This is a genomic window from Burkholderia sp. MSMB1078WGS, assembly GCF_001528895.1.
GTDB lineage: Bacteria > Pseudomonadota > Gammaproteobacteria > Burkholderiales > Burkholderiaceae > Burkholderia.
Genome location: NZ_LPDI01000114.1, coordinates 54,527 through 71,653, shown reverse-complemented (window position 1 = coordinate 71,653; position 17,127 = coordinate 54,527). Strand labels below are relative to the sequence as shown.

Annotated in this window: 17 protein-coding genes and 1 pseudogene; 7 read left to right on the top strand and 11 right to left on the bottom strand. The window is 67.1% G+C overall.

The features are described 5' to 3' along the window. Positions 1-124 precede the first annotated feature (124 nt). On the top strand, positions 125-1,195 hold the full coding sequence (locus tag WT24_RS30880; RefSeq protein WP_060037024.1) for a LacI family DNA-binding transcriptional regulator: 1,071 nt from the start codon (positions 125-127) through the stop codon (positions 1,193-1,195). 207 nt (positions 1,196-1,402) lie between these two features. Here WT24_RS30880 and WT24_RS30875 read toward each other — a convergent pair whose 3' ends face one another. Together WT24_RS30875 and WT24_RS30870 are read right to left on the bottom strand one after the other, a co-directional pair. Next, positions 1,403-2,524, bottom strand: coding sequence for a Fic family protein (locus tag WT24_RS30875; protein ID WP_218921584.1), 1,122 nt, complete (start codon positions 2,522-2,524; stop codon positions 1,403-1,405). Positions 2,525-2,617: 93 nt separating this feature from the next. Beyond that, a complete protein-coding gene (locus tag WT24_RS30870; protein WP_059826875.1) occupies positions 2,618-3,535 on the bottom strand; it encodes a LysR family transcriptional regulator in 918 nt (305 codons plus the stop codon). A gap of 126 nt (positions 3,536-3,661) precedes the next feature. Between WT24_RS30870 and WT24_RS30865 the strand changes: the two genes are divergently transcribed. Together WT24_RS30865 and wrbA are read left to right on the top strand one after the other, a co-directional pair. Then, a complete protein-coding gene (locus WT24_RS30865; protein ID WP_059498753.1) occupies positions 3,662-4,387 on the top strand; it encodes a pirin family protein in 726 nt (241 codons plus the stop codon). Positions 4,388-4,448: 61 nt separating this feature from the next. Beyond that, the gene (gene wrbA / locus WT24_RS30860; protein WP_012337108.1) at positions 4,449-5,051 is read left to right on the top strand and encodes an NAD(P)H:quinone oxidoreductase; all 603 of its coding nucleotides are present in this window, start codon (positions 4,449-4,451) and stop codon (positions 5,049-5,051) included. A 90-nt stretch (positions 5,052-5,141) separates the two neighbouring features. Here wrbA and WT24_RS30855 read toward each other — a convergent pair whose 3' ends face one another. The 6 genes from WT24_RS30855 to WT24_RS30830 form a co-directional block, all read right to left on the bottom strand. After that, the gene (locus WT24_RS30855) at positions 5,142-5,447 is read right to left on the bottom strand and encodes a hypothetical protein (RefSeq protein ID WP_059498754.1); all 306 of its coding nucleotides are present in this window, start codon (positions 5,445-5,447) and stop codon (positions 5,142-5,144) included. A 223-nt stretch (positions 5,448-5,670) separates the two neighbouring features. Next, positions 5,671-6,405: an LrgB family protein gene (locus WT24_RS30850; RefSeq protein ID WP_034208881.1), complete on the bottom strand. Its 735-nt coding sequence runs from the start codon at positions 6,403-6,405 to the stop codon at positions 5,671-5,673. Continuing rightward, a complete protein-coding gene (locus tag WT24_RS30845) occupies positions 6,402-6,773 on the bottom strand; it encodes a CidA/LrgA family protein (protein ID WP_060037130.1) in 372 nt (123 codons plus the stop codon). The genes WT24_RS30850 and WT24_RS30845 overlap by 4 nt, the downstream gene beginning before the upstream one ends. 256 nt (positions 6,774-7,029) lie before the next feature. Beyond that, positions 7,030-8,064, bottom strand: a complete 1,035-nt coding sequence (locus tag WT24_RS30840; RefSeq protein ID WP_060037022.1) for an alpha/beta hydrolase — start codon at positions 8,062-8,064, stop codon at positions 7,030-7,032. Positions 8,065-8,121: 57 nt separating this feature from the next. Next, complete coding sequence (locus WT24_RS30835; protein WP_034208878.1) at positions 8,122-8,547, bottom strand: organic hydroperoxide resistance protein; 426 nt, start codon at positions 8,545-8,547, stop codon at positions 8,122-8,124. 224 nt (positions 8,548-8,771) lie between these two features. Beyond that, positions 8,772-9,338: a TetR/AcrR family transcriptional regulator gene (locus tag WT24_RS30830; RefSeq protein WP_059498758.1), complete on the bottom strand. Its 567-nt coding sequence runs from the start codon at positions 9,336-9,338 to the stop codon at positions 8,772-8,774. 292 nt (positions 9,339-9,630) lie between these two features. Here WT24_RS30830 and WT24_RS30825 point away from each other — a divergent pair, with 292 nt between their 5' ends. From WT24_RS30825 to WT24_RS30815, 3 genes are all read left to right on the top strand, one after another. Further along, complete coding sequence (locus WT24_RS30825; RefSeq protein WP_059498817.1) at positions 9,631-11,484, top strand: ABC transporter ATP-binding protein; 1,854 nt, start codon at positions 9,631-9,633, stop codon at positions 11,482-11,484. Between the two features lie 19 nt (positions 11,485-11,503). After that, complete coding sequence (locus WT24_RS30820; RefSeq protein ID WP_060037020.1) at positions 11,504-12,016, top strand: DUF4262 domain-containing protein; 513 nt, start codon at positions 11,504-11,506, stop codon at positions 12,014-12,016. A gap of 192 nt (positions 12,017-12,208) precedes the next feature. Then, positions 12,209-13,381 (top strand): porin, encoded by a 1,173-nt coding sequence (locus WT24_RS30815; RefSeq protein ID WP_060037017.1) that lies wholly within the window; start codon positions 12,209-12,211, stop codon positions 13,379-13,381. Between the two features lie 89 nt (positions 13,382-13,470). Here WT24_RS30815 and WT24_RS30810 read toward each other — a convergent pair whose 3' ends face one another. The 3 genes and pseudogenes from WT24_RS30810 to WT24_RS30800 form a co-directional block, all read right to left on the bottom strand. Beyond that, a complete protein-coding gene (locus WT24_RS30810) occupies positions 13,471-13,938 on the bottom strand; it encodes a hypothetical protein (protein ID WP_060037015.1) in 468 nt (155 codons plus the stop codon). 57 nt (positions 13,939-13,995) lie between these two features. After that, positions 13,996-14,664 (bottom strand): hypothetical protein, encoded by a 669-nt coding sequence (locus tag WT24_RS30805; protein WP_059498761.1) that lies wholly within the window; start codon positions 14,662-14,664, stop codon positions 13,996-13,998. 187 nt (positions 14,665-14,851) lie between these two features. Further along, positions 14,852-15,807 (bottom strand): annotated as a pseudogene (locus WT24_RS30800) (LysR substrate-binding domain-containing protein). A gap of 57 nt (positions 15,808-15,864) precedes the next feature. On the opposite strand from WT24_RS30800, the gene WT24_RS30795 reads away from it, so the two are divergent. Next, positions 15,865-16,764: a DMT family transporter gene (locus tag WT24_RS30795; RefSeq protein WP_060037013.1), complete on the top strand. Its 900-nt coding sequence runs from the start codon at positions 15,865-15,867 to the stop codon at positions 16,762-16,764. The last annotated feature ends 363 nt before the right edge of the window (positions 16,765-17,127 follow it).

The window sequence follows — 17,127 nt, the reverse complement described above, 5'->3', positions numbered from 1 at the left end:
ATAGCGCTTACATTCTCGCAGGCTCGCTCGAGAATGCAAGCGGGGCCATCACGAATCGAGGGTAAACAATGACGCTTTTGACGGCACACGGTAGCGACGGGGCCGCCACGCACGGAGACGGCCGATGAGCACGCCTCGGGCACGCCGCGGCAGCGGCCGCTCGGTGCTCGGCGACGTCGCGAAACTGGCCGGCGTATCGACCGCGACCGTCTCGCGCGTGTACAACGATCCCGGCAAGGTGTCGGCCGACGTGCAGCAGCGCGTGCGCGACGCGGCGCTCGCACTGAACTGGATCCCGAATGCGGCCGGCCGCGCACTCGCATCCACGCGCACCCACATCACGGGCGCGATCATTCCGACCCTCGACGACCAGGTGTTCGCGTCGCAGGTCGCCGGCATGCAGACGGTCATGGCCGAGCACGGCATCACGCTGTTCCTCGGCTGCTCGAACTACGACCCCGCGCAAGCGCTCGCGCAGGTGCGCGCGATGCTGTCGCGCGGCGTGGAAGCCGTATCGCTGGTCGGCGAAGCGTATCCGCCGGAATTGTTCGAACTCCTTGCGATGCATCGCGTGCCGTACGTCGTCACGTATGCGTACCGCGACGACAGCCCGCATTGCTGCATCGGCTTCGACAACCGCGCGGCGTTCGCCCGGCTCACCACGCACCTGCTCGACCTCGGCCACCGCGATTTCGCGATCGTCATGCAGCCGTCGACGGACAACGACCGCGTGCAGGCCCGGCTGCGCGGCATTCACGACACGCTGGCCGCGCACGGGCTCGCGGTGCGCCCCGTGCATCAGCACGAAGGCGCGGCCACGATCGCGTTCGGGAGAGCGAGCCTGCGCGCGATCGTCGGCAGCGATGCGGCGACGCGGCCGACCGCCGTGATCTGCGGCAACGACGCGCTCGCGCTCGGCGCGTTGCTCGAAGCGCAGGCGCTCGGCATCGACGTGCCAGCGCAGCTGTCGATCACCGGCTTCGACGACGTCGCGCTCGCGCGCGAGATCCGGCCGTCGCTGACGACGATGTGGGTCGACACCGACGCGATCGGCCGCCAGGCCGCGCGCGCGTTGCTCGACGCGCTCGAGAACGGCGCCACGGGGCCCGGCCATGCCGTCCTGCCCGAGCTGCGCATACGGGAATCGGCGGCGCCGCCCGCGCGGACGCAGGCGCACGCGACGCGCAAGAAATAGCGGGCCAGCGCCCCGCTTACTGCATCGACGATCCCGATGAACACGATCGCCCGAGCGCCGTCACGCCTGGTCGGCCCGTCGTCTTTCATCGACCGGAGCCGGATGCGCCGCGCGGCGACCTGCCCCACGCGTGTCGCAATCGCATCCGCCGCATCGGCCATGCACACGGCGCCTTCGCGCGCGGGACGAGACGAGCCGGCAATGACGTCAGCCGTCGAACGGCACCAGCTCGTAACTCGTGCTCCGCCCGCCGGACGCCGAGCGACGCAACATGCCCTGCTCGACGAGCTCCGTGATATCGCGCAGCGCCGTGTCTTGCGAGCATTTCGCAAGGGCGGCCCACTTGGTGGTCGTCAGCTTCCCTTCGAAGCCGTCGAGCAGGCGATTCATGGCCTTGACCTGGCGTTCGTTCATCGCGACGCCCGCGCATCGCTGCCAGAAGCGCGCCTTGATCAGCACCGCATCGAGTGTCGTGTGCGCATGATCGATGGCCCGGCCCAGCGTGTTCAGAAACCACGCGAGCCACTCCGTGACGTCGAGCGAACCGCGCTGCGTACGCTCCAGCACGTCGTAATACGCGTTGCGCTCGCGCTGGATCTGCGCGGACACGCTGTAGAAACGCTGCGGGCTGCGGTCCGCGCGTGCCAGAACCAGATCGCCGAGCGCGCGCGCGATGCGACCGTTGCCGTCGTCGAACGGGTGCAGCGTAACGAACCACAGGTGGGCCAGGCCGGCCCGGATCAGCAAGGGCTCGGCCGGCGGCGCGTTGAACCACGCGAGAAAGCGCCCGATTTCGTGCGTCAGGCGTGTGGCCGGCGGCGCCTCGAAATGCACGTGCTGCCGGCCGATCGGCCCGGAGACCACCTGCATCGGCCCGCTCGCGTCCGAGCGCCACCCGCCGACCGTGATCCGCGACAGCCCCGAATAGCCGGTCGGGAACAGGGCGGCATGCCACCCGAACAACCGCGCTTCGGTGACCGGTGCGGCCGCATGGGTCGTCGCATCCAGCACCATGTCGACAACGCCTTCGACGTGGCGATCGACCGGCGCGAGCGCGCCGATGTCGACGCCGAGCCGGCGCGCAATCGACGACCGGACCGACGCGACATTCAGGTTCTCGCCTTCGATCGCGCTGGTCTTGACGACGTCATCCGTCAGCGCGGCCAGGCTCGCTTCGTCGCGCAACGCCAGGCCGAGGTCCGCCAATCGCCCGGCCAGCATGCCTTGCGCACGGCTGACGTCGGCGAGCGGCGTGGCGAGGGTCGGAAGATCGAAGCGCCATGCCGGCCAGTCGGCCGATTCCCAGATAAAGGTGTAATCTCCGCTCATGATGCGGAGATTATCCACCGATACGCCGCATGCCTCAACAATCTCCGCAAATTCTGCGGAGATTAATCATCTCATTCACCGCAAAGCGGCCGGCTACCGTACCCGGCCCGCCCCGCTCGCGTCCGTCGGCGCCGGCTGCCCGAGCCGCTCCGCGAGAAACCCGATGAACGTGCGCAGCGTGACGAACCCCTCCCGGTGCTGCGGAAACACGGCATTGAGCGTGATCGGCGGCGGAGCGTACGCGTCGAGCACCGGCACGAGCGCACCGCTGTCGAGCGCCGCGCCGACGATGAAGTGCGGCAGCAGCGCGATACCGAGCCCCGCGATCGCGGCGTCGCGCACCACTTCGCCGTTGTTCGCGACGAGCGGCCCCTGCACGTCGAACGTGCGCGCCGCGCCGTCGACGCGAAATTCCCAGCCCACCCGCCGCTCGCGCCCGTACAGCACGCACGTATGGCCGGCCAGATCGGTCGGCGTCTGCGGCGCGCCATGCCGCTTCAGGTAGGCAGGGCTCGCGCACGCGATCATCCGCCACGCGCCGAGCGGTCGCGCGATCAGCGTCGAGTCCTCGAGCGAGCCGATCCGCAGCACGAGGTCGAAGCCCTCGCCGATCAGGTCGACGCGCCGGTCGGTCAGGTCGAGGTTCAGCCGCACGGCCGGGTGCGCGGACAGGAATTCGGCGATCAGCGGCGACACGTGCGTGATCCCGAACGACAGCGGCGCGCTGATCTTCAGCGAGCCATGCAGCTCGGTGCTGCGCACCGACATCGCCTGCTCGGCGTCGGCGATCTCCGCGAGGATGCGCTGCGCGCGCACATAAAACTCCTGCCCCGATTCGGTCACCGCGAGATTGCGGGTATTGCGATGCAGCAGCCGCACGCCGAGCGACGCCTCCAGCGCCATCGTGCGCCGACTGACGAACTGCTTGGACAGCATCAGCTGGTCGGCCGCCGCGGTGAAGCTGCCTGCGTCGACGGTCGCGACGAAGATCCTCAGGTCGTTGAGTTCCATATTGTCCACTCCAGAGCGACAGTCATTATCTCTACAGCGATTTATTTGTCAAATCGATTGACCTAAGATTCATCTCAACGAACGGCCGGGCCCACTTCCGAGGTCCGGCGACTTGAGGAAAAAATCATGATCGACATCCGTGCAGCAAACCAACGTGGCCGTGCGGAGCATGGCTGGCTCAGCTCCCGTCATACGTTTTCGTTCGCCAATTACTACGATCCGAAGCAAGTCGGCTTCTCCGATCTGCTCGTGATCAACGACGACCGCGTCGCCCCGGGCCGCGGCTTCGGCACGCACCCGCACCGCGACATGGAAATCCTGTCGTACGTGCTCGAAGGCGCGCTCGAACACAAGGACTCGATGGGCACCGGTTCGGTGATCGTGCCGGGCGACGTGCAACTGATGAGCGCGGGCACGGGCGTGCGCCACAGCGAGTTCAACCACTCGCCGGACACGCCGGTCCACTTCCTGCAGATCTGGGTCGGGCCGGCCGAAAAGGGTGCCGAGCCGCGTTATCAGCAGACGAATGTCGCGGCCGACGACAAGCGCGGCAAGCTCGCACTCGTCGTGTCGCCGAACGGCGATGCCGGTTCGCTGAAGATCCGGCAGGACACGCGGATTTACGCGGGCCTGTTCGACGGCGACGAAAGCACTACGCTGGAACTCGATCCGAACCGCTTTGCTTACGTGCATGTGGCGCGCGGCAGCGTGACGGTCAACGGCGTGACGCTCGGCGAAGGCGACGGCGCGCGCATCCGCGGCGAACAGGCGCTGACGATCGCGGACGGCAAGGATGCCGAAGTGCTGGTGTTCGACCTGCGTCCGGTCGAAGTGACGGCCGAATGGGCGTGACGCCCGTTCGGGAAACCGGGCTCCGCTGACCGCGGGGCCCCTTTAATCGGAGATTCGCAACATGGCCAAGGTTCTCGTTCTTTACTACTCGTCCTACGGGCACGTCGAAACGATGGCGCAGCACATCGTGGAGGGCGCGAAATCGGTGCCCGGCGTCGAGGTCACGCTCAAGCGCGTGCCGGAAACGATCCCCGTCGACCAGGCCCGCGCGATCGGCGTGAAGGTCGACCAGGCCGCGCCGGTCGCCACGGTGGACGAACTCGCCGACTACGATGCGATCATCTTCGGCACGCCGACCCGCTTCGGCAACATGGCCGGCCAGATGCGCACGTTCCTCGACCAGACCGGCGGCCTGTGGATGAAAGGCGCACTCGTCGGCAAGATCGGCAGCGTGTTCGCGTCGACCGGCACCCAGCACGGCGGCCAGGAAACGACGATCACGTCGTTCCACACGACGCTGCTGCATCACGGGATGGTGATCGTGGGCGTCCCGTATGCGTGCAGCGGGCTCGTCAACATGAACGAAATCACCGGCGGCACGCCGTACGGCGCGACCACGCTCGCGGGCGCGGACGGCAGCCGCCAGCCGAGCGCGAACGAGCTCGACATCGCGCGCTACCAGGGCAAGCACGTCGCGGAACTCGCGAGCAAGCTCGCGTCGTAACGCTGCGGCTCCGCGGCCCCGCAGTTCCGCACATGAACGAACGGCGCCGGGTCGACCGGCGCCGTTCGTCTTGTGCAACGCGTTCGACCGTTACTGGCCCGAAGCCGGTGCGGCCGGCGCCGCCTTCGTCGCGGGCGCCTTCTGCACGGCGTTCTGCGGATAGTTGCTCTGGTCGTTGGTCAACCGGTAGCCGCTGCCGGTGCCGATCGCCTTCAGGTCCGACGCGTGCCGCGCGCGGGCCGCCTTGCGCGCCGCCTTCTTCTGCGCCTTGTCGAGCTGCTTTTGCGCCGGCGCGGACGCCGGGTCCTGCGCGTATGCCGTCGGCGCGACGGTCAACAACAGACCGAACGACGCCGCTACCGCTACTGCCACCGAAACCACGCGAGACTGCTTCATGGCCGATCTCCTTGTCGATTGTTGAGTGTGGGTCGGACACCGGCGTGCACGCGACGGCTTGCGACAACGGCGCCGATGCAACGTTAGCCGATCGCTGCGCAAATGTCCTTGGGCGTTCCTGAATTCTCCTGATAACGCCGACGATACATGCGCGCCGTGAGCGCCATCCTGTCGGCCTGTCATCCGCACCATCGGGGAAACCGATACCCCGGCGGCCGCGCGCTCAGATCCAGCGCGACAGCACCGGCAGCAGGATCGGCACGACGAACGCCGTCAGCACGCCGTTCAACCCCATCCCGAGCCCGGCAAACGCACCGGCTTCCTCGCTGACCTGGAACGCACGCGCGGTGCCGATGCCGTGCGACGCGACGCCGAGCGCGAAGCCGCGCACGGCCGGCTCGTCGACCCGCAGCAGATTGAGGATCCCACGCGCGCACACCGCGCCGAAAATCCCGGTCGAGATCACGAGCACGGCCGTGAGCGACGGAATGCCGCCGATCTCGGCGGCGACGGCCATCGCGATCGGCGTCGTCGCCGATTTCGGCGCAAGCGATGCGATCGTCTGGTGCGACGCCCCGAACAGCGCGGCGATACCGACCGCCGACACGATCGCGGTCAGCGAACCCGCGAGCAGGCCGACGAGCAACGGCAGCGCGGTACGCCGCAGCTTCGACCACTGGCGGTACAGCGGCAGCGCGAGCGCGACGGTCGCGGGGCCGAGCAGGAAATGGACGAACTGCGCGCCTTCGAAATACGTCGGATACGGCGTATGCGTGAGCGTCAGCAGCACGACGATCACCGCGACCGCGATCAGCACCGGATTCGCGAGCGGGTTGAAGCGTGCCCGCGCATAGACGGCCTGGGCGAACAGATACGCGACCAGCGTGATGGTCAGGCCGAGCAGCGGGCTCGCGGCGAGATAGACCCAGATCGCGCCGAGCTTCGGGAAGGCCGTCATTGCGCGCCCTCCGCAGTGCCGCCCGCGCGGCGCTGGCGTCGCAGCAACGCACGCGTGACGAGCGCCGTCACCGCGATCGCGAGCGTGGTGCTGACGGCCAGCGCGACGACGACCGCGACCGCGTCGCCGCGCACGCGGTCGGCCGACGCCATGATGCCGACGCCGGCCGGCACGAACAGCAGCGACAGGTGACGCAGCAGCTCGAGCGCGGTCGGCTCGATCGCATCGGCCACCTGCGGGCGCAGCATCACGAAGCCGAACAGCAGCAGCATGCCGATCACCGGGCCCGGCACCGGCAGGCCGAACAAATAGGACACCCCTTCCCCGAGACACTGGAAGATCAGCAAGACCGCGAACGCCTGCAACATGAACCGCTTCTCCCGAACGTGGCCGCGCTGCCGTGCAGCCGCACGGCCGATGAGCCGGCGGCTTGCGACGCCGGCGTGAACGATACGCGCGATCGTACCAACAATGCCGGCGGCCGGGCGCGATCGTGCGATTGCGCGCTCGCCATTCGACCGTTTCTCTCGGCGCACGGCCGGGCATGAACGAAACGCCCTCATGCAAGAACGGCGGGCATGTGCCCGCCGTCCTGCCGTTCAGGTTCGATCGATTTCGATCGCGTTACTTCAGCCGCGTCGCGATTTCATTGGCCATCGCCTTGATCGCGGCCTTCGTCGGTGCATCGTCGGCCAACGCGTTCAGCAAACCGAAATCGTGGATCGTGCCGTCGTAGCGCGTGGTCGTCGCGTCCACGCCGGCCGCGTCGAGCTTGCGACCGTACGCTTCGCCTTCGTCACGCAACACGTCGAACTGCGCGACCTGGATCAGCGCGGGCGGCAACCCCTTCAACTGCGCGAGGCTCGCGCGCAGCGGCGACGCGTAGATCTCGTTGCGTTGCGCTTCGTTCTTCGTATAGGCGTCCCAGAACCACTTCATCATCGGCCGCGTCAGGAAGTGGCCCTGCTGATACGCGCGGTACGAACCGGTATTGAAGTCGTGATCCGTGACCGGCCACATCAGCCCCTGGAAACGGATCGCGGGGCCGCCCTTGTCCTTTGCCATCAGCGCGACGACGGCCGACATGTTCCCGCCGACGCTGTTGCCGACCACCGCGAGGCGGCTGCCGTCGACGCCGATCTCCGCGCCGTGCGCGGCCACCCATTTGGTCGCCGCATACGCCTGGTTGATCGCGACCGGGTAACGCGCTTCCGGCGACGGCGTGTAGTTCACGAACACCGCGACGGCGCCCGACTGCACGACGAGATCGCGCACGAGGCGCTCGTGCGTCGGGAAATCGCCGAGCACCCAACCGCCGCCGTGGATGAACACGAATACCGGCAGCGTGCCCGTCGCGCCTAGCGGACGCACGATCGTGACCGGCACCGACAGGCCGTCCTGCTCGATCGTGCGGTTCGACACGTCGATGCCGGACAGATCGACCTTCGCGCCATTCTGCGCGTCAACGAGCACCTGGCGCGCCTTCGCGGGGCTCAGCGTTTCGAGGCCCGGGCCCTTCTGGCCGTTCAGCGCGGCGAGGAACGCGCTCGTCTTCGCATCGGGACGGACGGTGTCGGCGCCGGCGGCGAACGCGGCAGGTGCGGTGGACAACGCGGCTGCAACGGCGGCGGCGATCAGCAGCGGCTTGACGATCTTCATGGTGCGACTCCTTGGTTGATTCTACGAATGGCGATGAATGTTTTGCAGTACGATCGATCAGACGAGCGTGAGCGTGACGTCGATATTGCCGCGCGTCGCGTTCGAGTACGGGCAGACGACGTGCGCGCGGTCGATCAGCGTTTGCGCGATGTCACGATCGAGGCCGGGCAGCGAGATCTTCAGTTCCACTTCGATGCCGAACCCGTTCGGGATCGCGCCGATACCGACGCTGCCTTCGATCGCGGCGTCCGCGGGCATCGCGATCTTGTCGCGCGCCGCGACGAACTTCATCGCGCCGATGAAACACGCGCTGTAGCCGGCGGCGAACAGTTGCTCGGGGTTCGCGCCCGCACCGCCCGCGCCGCCGAGCTCGCGCGGCGTGGTCAGCTTCAGGTCGAGACCGCTTTCGGGCACCGTCGCACGGCCGTCGCGGCCGCCGGTGGCTTTTGCATGAGCGCGGTACAGCACTTTTTCGATCGACATGACAGACTCCTTTTCAGCAAATGAATGAAACAGCCTTCGAACCGGGGACCGCGTGCCGGCGGCTTCTCCGCCGGCATCGCATCAATTTATCTACTCATAGATAGACAAATTTCCCCAAAAAATGCAGATGGTCGATCCATCTGCGCGAGCCATCTATCTACTACATGATAGATAGCGAGATTCATTAAAAGGGCGGCGAACCGCCCCACTGCTTGCGCCGCCCGTCAGGGCCGCGTTTTCCAGACGGCCTCGACGTCCTCGAGACGCGCCCGCGTGTGAAACAGCCGGCTGGCCAGCACGCTGCCCTGAAACGCCGCGTACAACGTGCGCGCCGCCGTGTCGGGCTCGCCGCTGAACTGCAGCGTGCCTTCCTTCGCGCCTTGCGCGAGCAATTCCGCCAGCCAGCGTTCGTTGGCCGTGAAGAATGCCTGCACGGCCTGCCGCACGTTCTCCGGCAACGTTTCGATGTCGGCCGCGAGCATCCCGCAGAGGCAGATCAGATTGCCGTCACCGAGCGTGCGACCGAACATCTTCGTGTACAGGCTCAGCTTCACGTCGGCCGGCAAGGCCGCATCGATCGCCCGCACGGCCGCGAGGACTTCGTCGCTGTACGCCGCCACCGCTTCCAGCACGAGATCGTCCTTCGACGGGAAGTAGTAGTGGATGCTCGACGTCTTCACGCCCACCAGGTCGGACAGGTCTCGATAGCTGAAGCCGTTGTAACCGCGCTGCATCATCAGCGTGATCGCGTGGTCGAGAATCTGTTCGCGGACGGTCGGTTTCGTTTCCATGGATCGAACTGTATCTACTCATAGATAGATAGTCAAGCGGTTTTTTTAGGGGCGCGATGCCCATTCCTGAGAACCCGATGCGCGAGTACGGCGCCGTTCGCGCGGCCGGCGGCGGCTTACAACCCGCCTGCAGCGCGGTCGAATCAATGCGACACTTCGAGCCGGGCCACGCGATCGCGGCGTAACGTCCGTTCGGCCGAAAGGAACGTATCGGCACACGATGCCCGCATCGCATCCGGTCCGGCACCATCGGCCCGCCCGTCACGTCGGGCCGCATCAGGAGAACAAGTCGATGTATTCGTGGTTTGAACGGCGCCTGCCGACTTTCCCGCTCGAAGATCCCGTCACGCCGCCGAAGGGATTCTTCTCGTTCGTCTGGGCGTGCACGAAAGGCGCGCGCGGCTGGATCCTGCTGATCGCGCTGACGTCGGCCGCGCTAGCCGCGTACGAAGCCGCGCTGTTCGCGATGATGGGGCACGTGGTCGACTGGCTGTCGTCGTCGACACCGACCGAATTCGGCGGTCGTCACTTCGCCACGCTCGCCGGTTTCGCGGCGATCCTCGTCGGCAGCGCGCTGCTGATCGCGCTGCATACGATGGTCAAGCACCAGGTGCTCGCGATCAACTTCCCGATGCGGCTGCGCTGGCTGTTTCACCGGCTGATGCTCGACCAGAGCCTGTCGTTCTACGCGAACGAGTTCGCGGGCCGCGTGACGACCAAGATCATGCAGACCGCGCTCGCGGTGCGCGACGCGCTGTTCATGTCGGTCGACGTCGTGATCGGCGTCACGGCCTACCTGATCGGCATTCTCGTGCTCGCCGCCAGCTTCGACTGGCGGCTGATGATTCCCCTCGCGCTGTGGGCACTCGGCTACGGCGCGGCGTGCGCGTATTTCGTGCCGCGCCTGGGCGCGGTCGGCAGCCGGCAAGCCGACGCGCGCGCGCTGATGACGGGCCGCATCACCGACGCGTATTCGAACATCACGACCGTGAAGCTGTTCTCGCATACGCGGCGCGAAGCCGACCACGCGCGGCGCGCGATGGAAGCGTTCAAGGCGACCGGCGACGCGCAGATGCGGCTCGTCAGCGCGTTCGAGATCGTCAACCACCTGCTGTCGACGCTGCTGCTGGTCGGCTCGGCCGGGCTCGCACTCGCGTTGTGGATGCACGGCGAGGCGAGCGCGGGCGTGGTCGCGGCCGTGATCGCGATGGCGCTGCGCCTGTCGAGCTACTCGCACTGGATCATGTGGGAAATGACCGAGCTGTTCGAGAATGTCGGCACGATCCAGGACGGCATCAACACGTTGACGAAGGTGCGCAGCGTGGTCGATGCGCCCGATGCGAAGCCGCTCGCGGTGCAGCGCGGCGAAATCGTGTTCGACAACGTGCAGTTCGCACACGAGGACAACGATCGTGCGGTATTCGACGGGCTGAACCTGACGATCCGGCCCGGCGAGCGGATCGGATTGATCGGTCGCTCGGGCGCCGGCAAGTCGACGCTCGTGAACCTGCTGCTGCGCTTCTACGACGTCGGCGGCGGCACGATCCGGATCGACGGGCAGGACATCGCACACGTGACGCAAGACAGCCTGCGCGGCGCGATCGGGATGGTCACGCAGGATACGTCGCTGCTGCACCGGACGATGCGCGAAAACCTGCTGTACGGCCGCCCCGACGCAACCGAACGCGAAATGCAGGATGCGGCCGTGCGCGCGGAAGCGGCCGAGTTCATCGGCCGGCTGCGCGACCGCCATGGCCGCAGCGGCTACGACGTCGAAGTCGGCGAGCGCGGCGTGAAGCTGTCGGGCGGCCAGCGGCAGCGCGTCGCGATCGCGCGCGTGATGCTCAAGGACGCGCCGATCCTCGTGCTCGACGAAGCGACCAGCGCGCTCGACTCCGAGGTCGAAGTCGCGATCCAGCGCAGCCTCGACAGTCTGATGCGCGGCAAGACGGTGATCGCGATCGCGCACCGGCTGTCGACGATCGCCGCGATGGACCGGCTGATCGTGCTCGACGAAGGCCGCATCGTCGAGGAAGGCACGCACCAGCAGTTGCTGCAGGCAGGTGGCATTTACGCGGCGCTGTGGGCGCACCAGAGCGGCGGGTTCCTCGGCGAAACGGCGGAAGCGGAAGACGTGGTGCAATAGACCGGCCCAAGGAGCTCCCATGACCACGCGACCGGATATCGCGACCGCGCTCGATGCGCCCGATTCGGTGCTCGAGGAAGACGAGCAGCGCTTCGTGCATCAGATTCGCGAGCACGGATGGTTCCGTACGGAAGTATTTGCAGAAGGCGACGCGCCGGGTTTCTCGTTCACGACCGGACTGTGGGTCAACCACGGTTTCCCCGAAATCATCGTTTTCTCGTTGCCGCCACGCATCGTCCATGACGTGCTGTGGGACGTCTACCGGAAGGTCGCGGCCGGCACGCCGCCGCCAATCGGTGAAGTCACGGCCGCCGTCTACGGCAACGCGAACGCGCTGCTGATGCCGGTCGAGAAGAAACACTACGAAGCCCATCTCGGCTGGAACCGCTGGTTCTACGGCAACGACGACTTCCCGTGCGTGCAGTTGCTGTGGCCCGACCGCAACGGAATTTTTCCGTGGCAGCCAGAGGCGGACGACGCATTGAACGCGGCGCAGCCGCGCCTGTTCGCACCGGGCGACGCGCACCACTGATCTGGCGCGCCGGATCGCGCGGCACGTGTGCGATGCACACGCTATCCGCGAGCCGCTCGTCGATCCGTTGCGCGCGCATCCATCGCCGCGCCGCCTCATAACGATCCGACAATTTATTGGTTCCCTTGACGCCGTGCCGTCCGTATCGTGCACCGACTCGTCAGACCAATCGACCAACGGGGGAATCCAACCATGAAACAGATCCGGTCATTCGCACTGCTCGCGCTGCCGGCCGCGCTCGCCGCCGCGGGCGCCCACGCACAAAGCAGCGTCACGCTGTACGGTATCGCCGACGCGGGCATCGCGTACGTCCACAACGCGCAGAACGCGAACGGCAGCAACGCGGCGAGCCTCGTGAAGTTCAGCAGCGGCAACCTGTCGGGCAGCCGCTGGGGGCTGCGCGGCGTCGAGGATCTCGGCAGCGGCCTGTCCGCACTGTTCCAGCTCGAGAACGGCTTCAACATCGGCACCGGCGCGCTCGGCCAGGGCCAGCGCGAATTCGGCCGCAAGGCCGTCGTCGGCCTCGCGAGCAGCACGTACGGCACCGTGACGCTCGGCCGCCAGTACGACCCGGTCGTGGATCTCGTGCAGGGCCTCACGCAAGACAACTACTTCGGCGGCGTATTTGCGACGCCGGGCGATCTCGACAACTACGACAACAGCCTGCGCGTCAGCAACTCGGTGAAATACACGAGCCCGCTGATCTCCGGCTTCCAGTTCGCGGCCCTGTACGGCTTCGGCGGCGTCGCGGGCGCGACCGGCAGCGGCCGTACGTACAGCTTCGGCGCGAGCTACGCGAGCGGCCCGCTGTCGCTCGGCGCCGGCTACTTCTACGCGAACGGCGGCACGACGGTTGCGGGTGGCGTGCGCACGTGGTCGAGCAGTTCGGACACGCTGTTCAATACCGTGATCAACCAGGGCTTCTCGAGTGCGAAGTCGATCCAGATCGTGCGCGTGGCCGGCCAGTACGTGGCCGGGCCGGCGACCTTCGGCCTCGCGTATTCGAATACGCAGTACGGCGCGGACACGCTATCGGCATTCAGCCAGAACGCGAAGTTCAACAACGGTTCGGCATTCTTCAACTGGCAGTTCACGCCGGCATTGCGCACGGGCGTCGGCTACAACTACACGTCGCTGACGGGCCCGGCTTCCGCGCACTACAACCAGGTCAACCTCGGCGCGGATTACGCCCTGTCGAAGCGCACCGACCTGTATGCGCTGTTCGGCTATCAGAAGGCGAGCGGCAACACGCTCAACGCGAGCGGGGCGACCGTGAAGGCGGCCGCATCGGTCGGCTCGTACGGCGTGAACGCCGGCACCGATACACAGGAACTCGCGATCGTCGGCATTCGCCACAAGTTCTGATCGTCACGTCGCAGGACGATCGCCGCCGGTCATTCCAGGGATCACAAGACGGACGAGGGTGGCAGTGCCCGCGGCGATCGATGCCGGGATCAGCGTGTAGCGTGACGTCCGGCAACGCAGTAGACAACTGCGGCCGTGATCCCGAATACCAGATGTGCGATCAGCGTGATCGCGCCGCGAACCGGGATGAACCACGGAAAGATCGCCGTGAAGCCGTACAGGTTCACGCCGTACAGCAGGAGCCCGAACGCGCCGCCCGCGAACACGGCGGCCACGCACGACAGCCCGTGGACCAGCCGTACCAGCGCGCCCGCATAGACGAGCGAAAGCGCCGCGTGCACGAGCGTCGCCACGCCCATGACCAGCGGATCGAAGCCGCCGGACGTATCGAGCACGCTTCGCCCCATCACGATCGCAGCCGTGAGGCGCGCGTCGCGCAACAGATTCCGGACGGCGTCATCGCCGGCGATTGCCCAGAGCAGCAACTCGACGACGGTCGATCCGACCGCTGCGCCGAACGCCGCCCAGAGCATCGGGATCACACTCGCTTGTTTCAATGGTCGTCCTCGTGGCGGCCCCGTCGATGCGTCGAACGAGCCGCCGTGCAGCGCGGTTTACGACGCCCCTTCGCAGTCCGACCAGTACGCAAACGGGTCGCGATGTTTCGGATAGTGCTCGTCGAGCCATTTCAGCAGCGTCGCCCGGGCATTGTCCATGTCGGCCTTCAACGACGACGTCGTCAGCTCATGCACTTCGACGGACTTTTCCCGATCGACCACGAAGCAGTTCCAGTCGGGGCCGTCGAGATCCGGATCGTCGGATGCCTTCGACGACTTCGTCCAGCCGAAACGCTTGCGCGCATCGATGTAGTAGCGCGGATACACCTTCAGATACGACATCTCGCCGCCCTGCAGGCTGCTCTCGGCGCGCAGCACGTCGCGTTCGTCGACGATCTGCGTGACCTCCGGAAGCCGGCGGGAGCGCCATCCGGCAGGCAGCGTCGCCACCGCGCGGACGCTGTCGTAGGTGCCCCACTCGAGGCCCCACGCTTCGGCCATGCGTTTCATGAACGCGTCGGCGCTCGGATAACCGCGCAGCTGGATGCGGGTCGACAGCGTGACTTCCACCCCGCCGCGACCGCCGGATGCATTCGACACCTCGTCGTCCGCTTCGAACGGATTGCCCGGACGCGGCGATGCGCGCTTCGCGTCCGCAGGCGCCAGGCCGGAAAAAAGTTGATCCAGCGCCGCACGCGCTTTCGACGATTTGTCTGGTCTATTCATCGGTTCCCTTTTGTGCAAATTTGAACCCGTACTGCAATGGTTGGTGATTGCCCTGCCGTCGGGCAAAGGCGCGATTCCGCTTCACTGCGGCGATCTCGCCGTTTTCCGCGGCTGCATTGTAACGATTCGGCGTCCGGGGCCGAACGAACGGAACGGGCGGCCGCCTCCGCGAACCGCCGGGTGCGCGCTACCGCAGCGCCTTCACCATCCGTTCCATCAACGCGAGGACCTCCGGCCGATTCTCGCCTTTCGCATGCACGAAGTGATAGCTGAGCGGCGAATCGACCTCGTGACGGCTCACGCGCACGAGCGCGCTGCGCTGCAGATACGCATCCGCAAGCGGCGTTCGCGCAAGCGCCACGCCCAGCCCCGCTTCGGCCGCCGCCAGCACGAGGTTGTAATCCTCGAACCGGCGATCCTGCGCACGCGGCTTGAACGGAACGCCGAGCGCATCGAACCACGTGCGCCAGCCGGTCACGTCGGAATCGTGCAGCAACGGCATGTCGAGCAGCGCGGCATCGCCCGTTGCGCGGCGAGCCGCGGATGCGCGACCGGATAGAGCCGCTCCGGCATGAACGGGCGGGTGTCGAGCCGACGCCAGTTGCCGCGCCCGTACCGGATCGACAGATCCGCTTCGCCGCCCGCGATATCCACGTTGCGCAGTTCGATGCCGAGCTCGATGCGCAACGCGGGCGCTTCATTCTCGAGCGCCTGCTGCCGCTCCAGCAGCCACAACTGCGCGAATGCGGGCACCACGCTCATTCGCACCAGCCGCGGCGTGCGCGGCGTGCGCCACTGATCGGCCGCGCCGTCGATGATCGCGAATGCCTGCTCGATGCGGCCGACGAAGCGCTGCCCGTCCGGCGTCAGGCGCACGCCGCGCGCATGCCGTTCGAACAGCGCCATCCCGAGCCAGTTTTCCACGGCGGCCACCCGTCGGCTGATCGCGCCGTGCGTGACGCCGGAGACGTTGGCCGCCGCGAGAAACGAACCCTCGCGCGCCACCGTGCAGACCGTCTCCAGGCTCGCGAGCGGCGGCCGCGGGCCCGGCATCGGCGCGGCGACCGACAGCCCGCCGGCCGCCTGACGCGCACGCGCCGAGCCGTCGGGCCGCCGCGGCCCCGAGCTGTGAGCCATATTCATATCCGGGTGTTGATCTGTGCGCTAGCTTAACATCTCGCCACGCCGCATCATTGCCGCATGAATACCCTTTCGTCACCGACGTCGCGCGGCGCGCGACAACCGCTCGTCGCGGCAGCCGCGGTCGCGTTCACGATCGTTTCGTGGGCGTCCGCGTTCCCGTTCATCCGGATCGGCCTGCACGGCCTCGCGCCGCTGCAGCTCGCGGCCGCGCGCTTCGCGACCGCCGCGTTGCTCGTGATCGCATGGCTCGCATGGCAACGGCCGCCGCTGCCGGCGAAAGGCGATGCGTGGCGCTTTCTCGCGTGCGGCCTGCTCGGCATCGCCCTCTACAACGCGCTGCTCAATACCGGCGAACAGACCGTGTCGGCCGGCGCGGCAAGTTTCATCGTGAACACGCTGCCGATCTTCACCGCATTGCTGGCCGCCGTGTTTCTGCGCGAGCGCTTCAATCGCTGGGGCTGGCTCGGTTCGCTCGTCAGCCTCGCCGGCATCGCGGTGATCGCGCAAGGGCAGCCCGGCGGCCTCGTCCTCGGCTCGGGGAGCACGCTGATCCTCGGCGCGGCGCTGTGTTCGGCCAGCTATTTCGTGTTGCAGCGGCGGTTGATTCCCGTGTACGGCGCGCTGCCGTGCACCGCTTACACGCTGCTGGCCGGCGCGATCCTGCTCGTGCCCTGGCTGCCCGGCGCGCTCGTGTCGCTCGGCGGCGGGTCGCGCGACACGGCGCTGGCCGTCGTCGTACTCGGCGTCTTTCCCGCCGCGCTCGGTTACGCGACCTGGACCTTCGCGCTCGGCTACTTCGGCGCGGCGCGCGCGGCCAACTTTCTCTACCTGACGCCGGCGGTCGCGACGCTGCTGTCGGTGGTGCTGACCGGCGAGCGGCCGGGCATCGCGACGGCGTGCGGCGGCCTGCTGGCGATTGCAGGCGTGATCGTCGTCGCATTGCGCGGACGGTCGTAAGCTTGCGCGTGCGGCGAATTGCGCGCGGCCGACGCGACGGTCCGGATTTGCCGCGACGCCGGCCCCAAAACGCCCCGGTTTCTGCCGATCTCGATGGACGGTTCGGTCGGTGTAATCGGCACCCACCCGCCGGCGCAGTCAAACTTGACCGTTAGTTGCATAACGACGGCGATCGCACTCGATCGAGCACGACCATGAAACCGGATACGCCATTCGCCATTGACCAAACTGTGCAGACAAATCGACCGAACAGTTCCCGATTGACCGTGCGCCAGTGTCCATGGCTTCGCCGTGGCGACCGGCCGAATAATGGATGCGGCCGTAAGGCCGACGACAGCGAACCGCAATCCGGGGGCCGCTGCG

Coding starts and splice junctions, on each gene's coding strand:
- WT24_RS30880 (WP_060037024.1), top strand. CDS start 125: ATGAGCACGCCTCGGGCACGCCGCGGCAGCGGCCGCTCGGTGCTCGGC.
- WT24_RS30875 (WP_218921584.1), bottom strand. CDS start 2,524: ATGAGCGGAGATTACACCTTTATCTGGGAATCGGCCGACTGGCCGGCA.
- WT24_RS30870 (WP_059826875.1), bottom strand. CDS start 3,535: ATGGAACTCAACGACCTGAGGATCTTCGTCGCGACCGTCGACGCAGGC.
- WT24_RS30865 (WP_059498753.1), top strand. CDS start 3,662: ATGATCGACATCCGTGCAGCAAACCAACGTGGCCGTGCGGAGCATGGC.
- wrbA (WP_012337108.1), top strand. CDS start 4,449: ATGGCCAAGGTTCTCGTTCTTTACTACTCGTCCTACGGGCACGTCGAA.
- WT24_RS30855 (WP_059498754.1), bottom strand. CDS start 5,447: ATGAAGCAGTCTCGCGTGGTTTCGGTGGCAGTAGCGGTAGCGGCGTCG.
- WT24_RS30850 (WP_034208881.1), bottom strand. CDS start 6,405: ATGACGGCCTTCCCGAAGCTCGGCGCGATCTGGGTCTATCTCGCCGCG.
- WT24_RS30845 (WP_060037130.1), bottom strand. CDS start 6,773: ATGTTGCAGGCGTTCGCGGTCTTGCTGATCTTCCAGTGTCTCGGGGAA.
- WT24_RS30840 (WP_060037022.1), bottom strand. CDS start 8,064: ATGAAGATCGTCAAGCCGCTGCTGATCGCCGCCGCCGTTGCAGCCGCG.
- WT24_RS30835 (WP_034208878.1), bottom strand. CDS start 8,547: ATGTCGATCGAAAAAGTGCTGTACCGCGCTCATGCAAAAGCCACCGGC.
- WT24_RS30830 (WP_059498758.1), bottom strand. CDS start 9,338: ATGGAAACGAAACCGACCGTCCGCGAACAGATTCTCGACCACGCGATC.
- WT24_RS30825 (WP_059498817.1), top strand. CDS start 9,631: ATGTATTCGTGGTTTGAACGGCGCCTGCCGACTTTCCCGCTCGAAGAT.
- WT24_RS30820 (WP_060037020.1), top strand. CDS start 11,504: ATGACCACGCGACCGGATATCGCGACCGCGCTCGATGCGCCCGATTCG.
- WT24_RS30815 (WP_060037017.1), top strand. CDS start 12,209: ATGAAACAGATCCGGTCATTCGCACTGCTCGCGCTGCCGGCCGCGCTC.
- WT24_RS30805 (WP_059498761.1), bottom strand. CDS start 14,664: ATGAATAGACCAGACAAATCGTCGAAAGCGCGTGCGGCGCTGGATCAA.
- WT24_RS30795 (WP_060037013.1), top strand. CDS start 15,865: ATGAATACCCTTTCGTCACCGACGTCGCGCGGCGCGCGACAACCGCTC.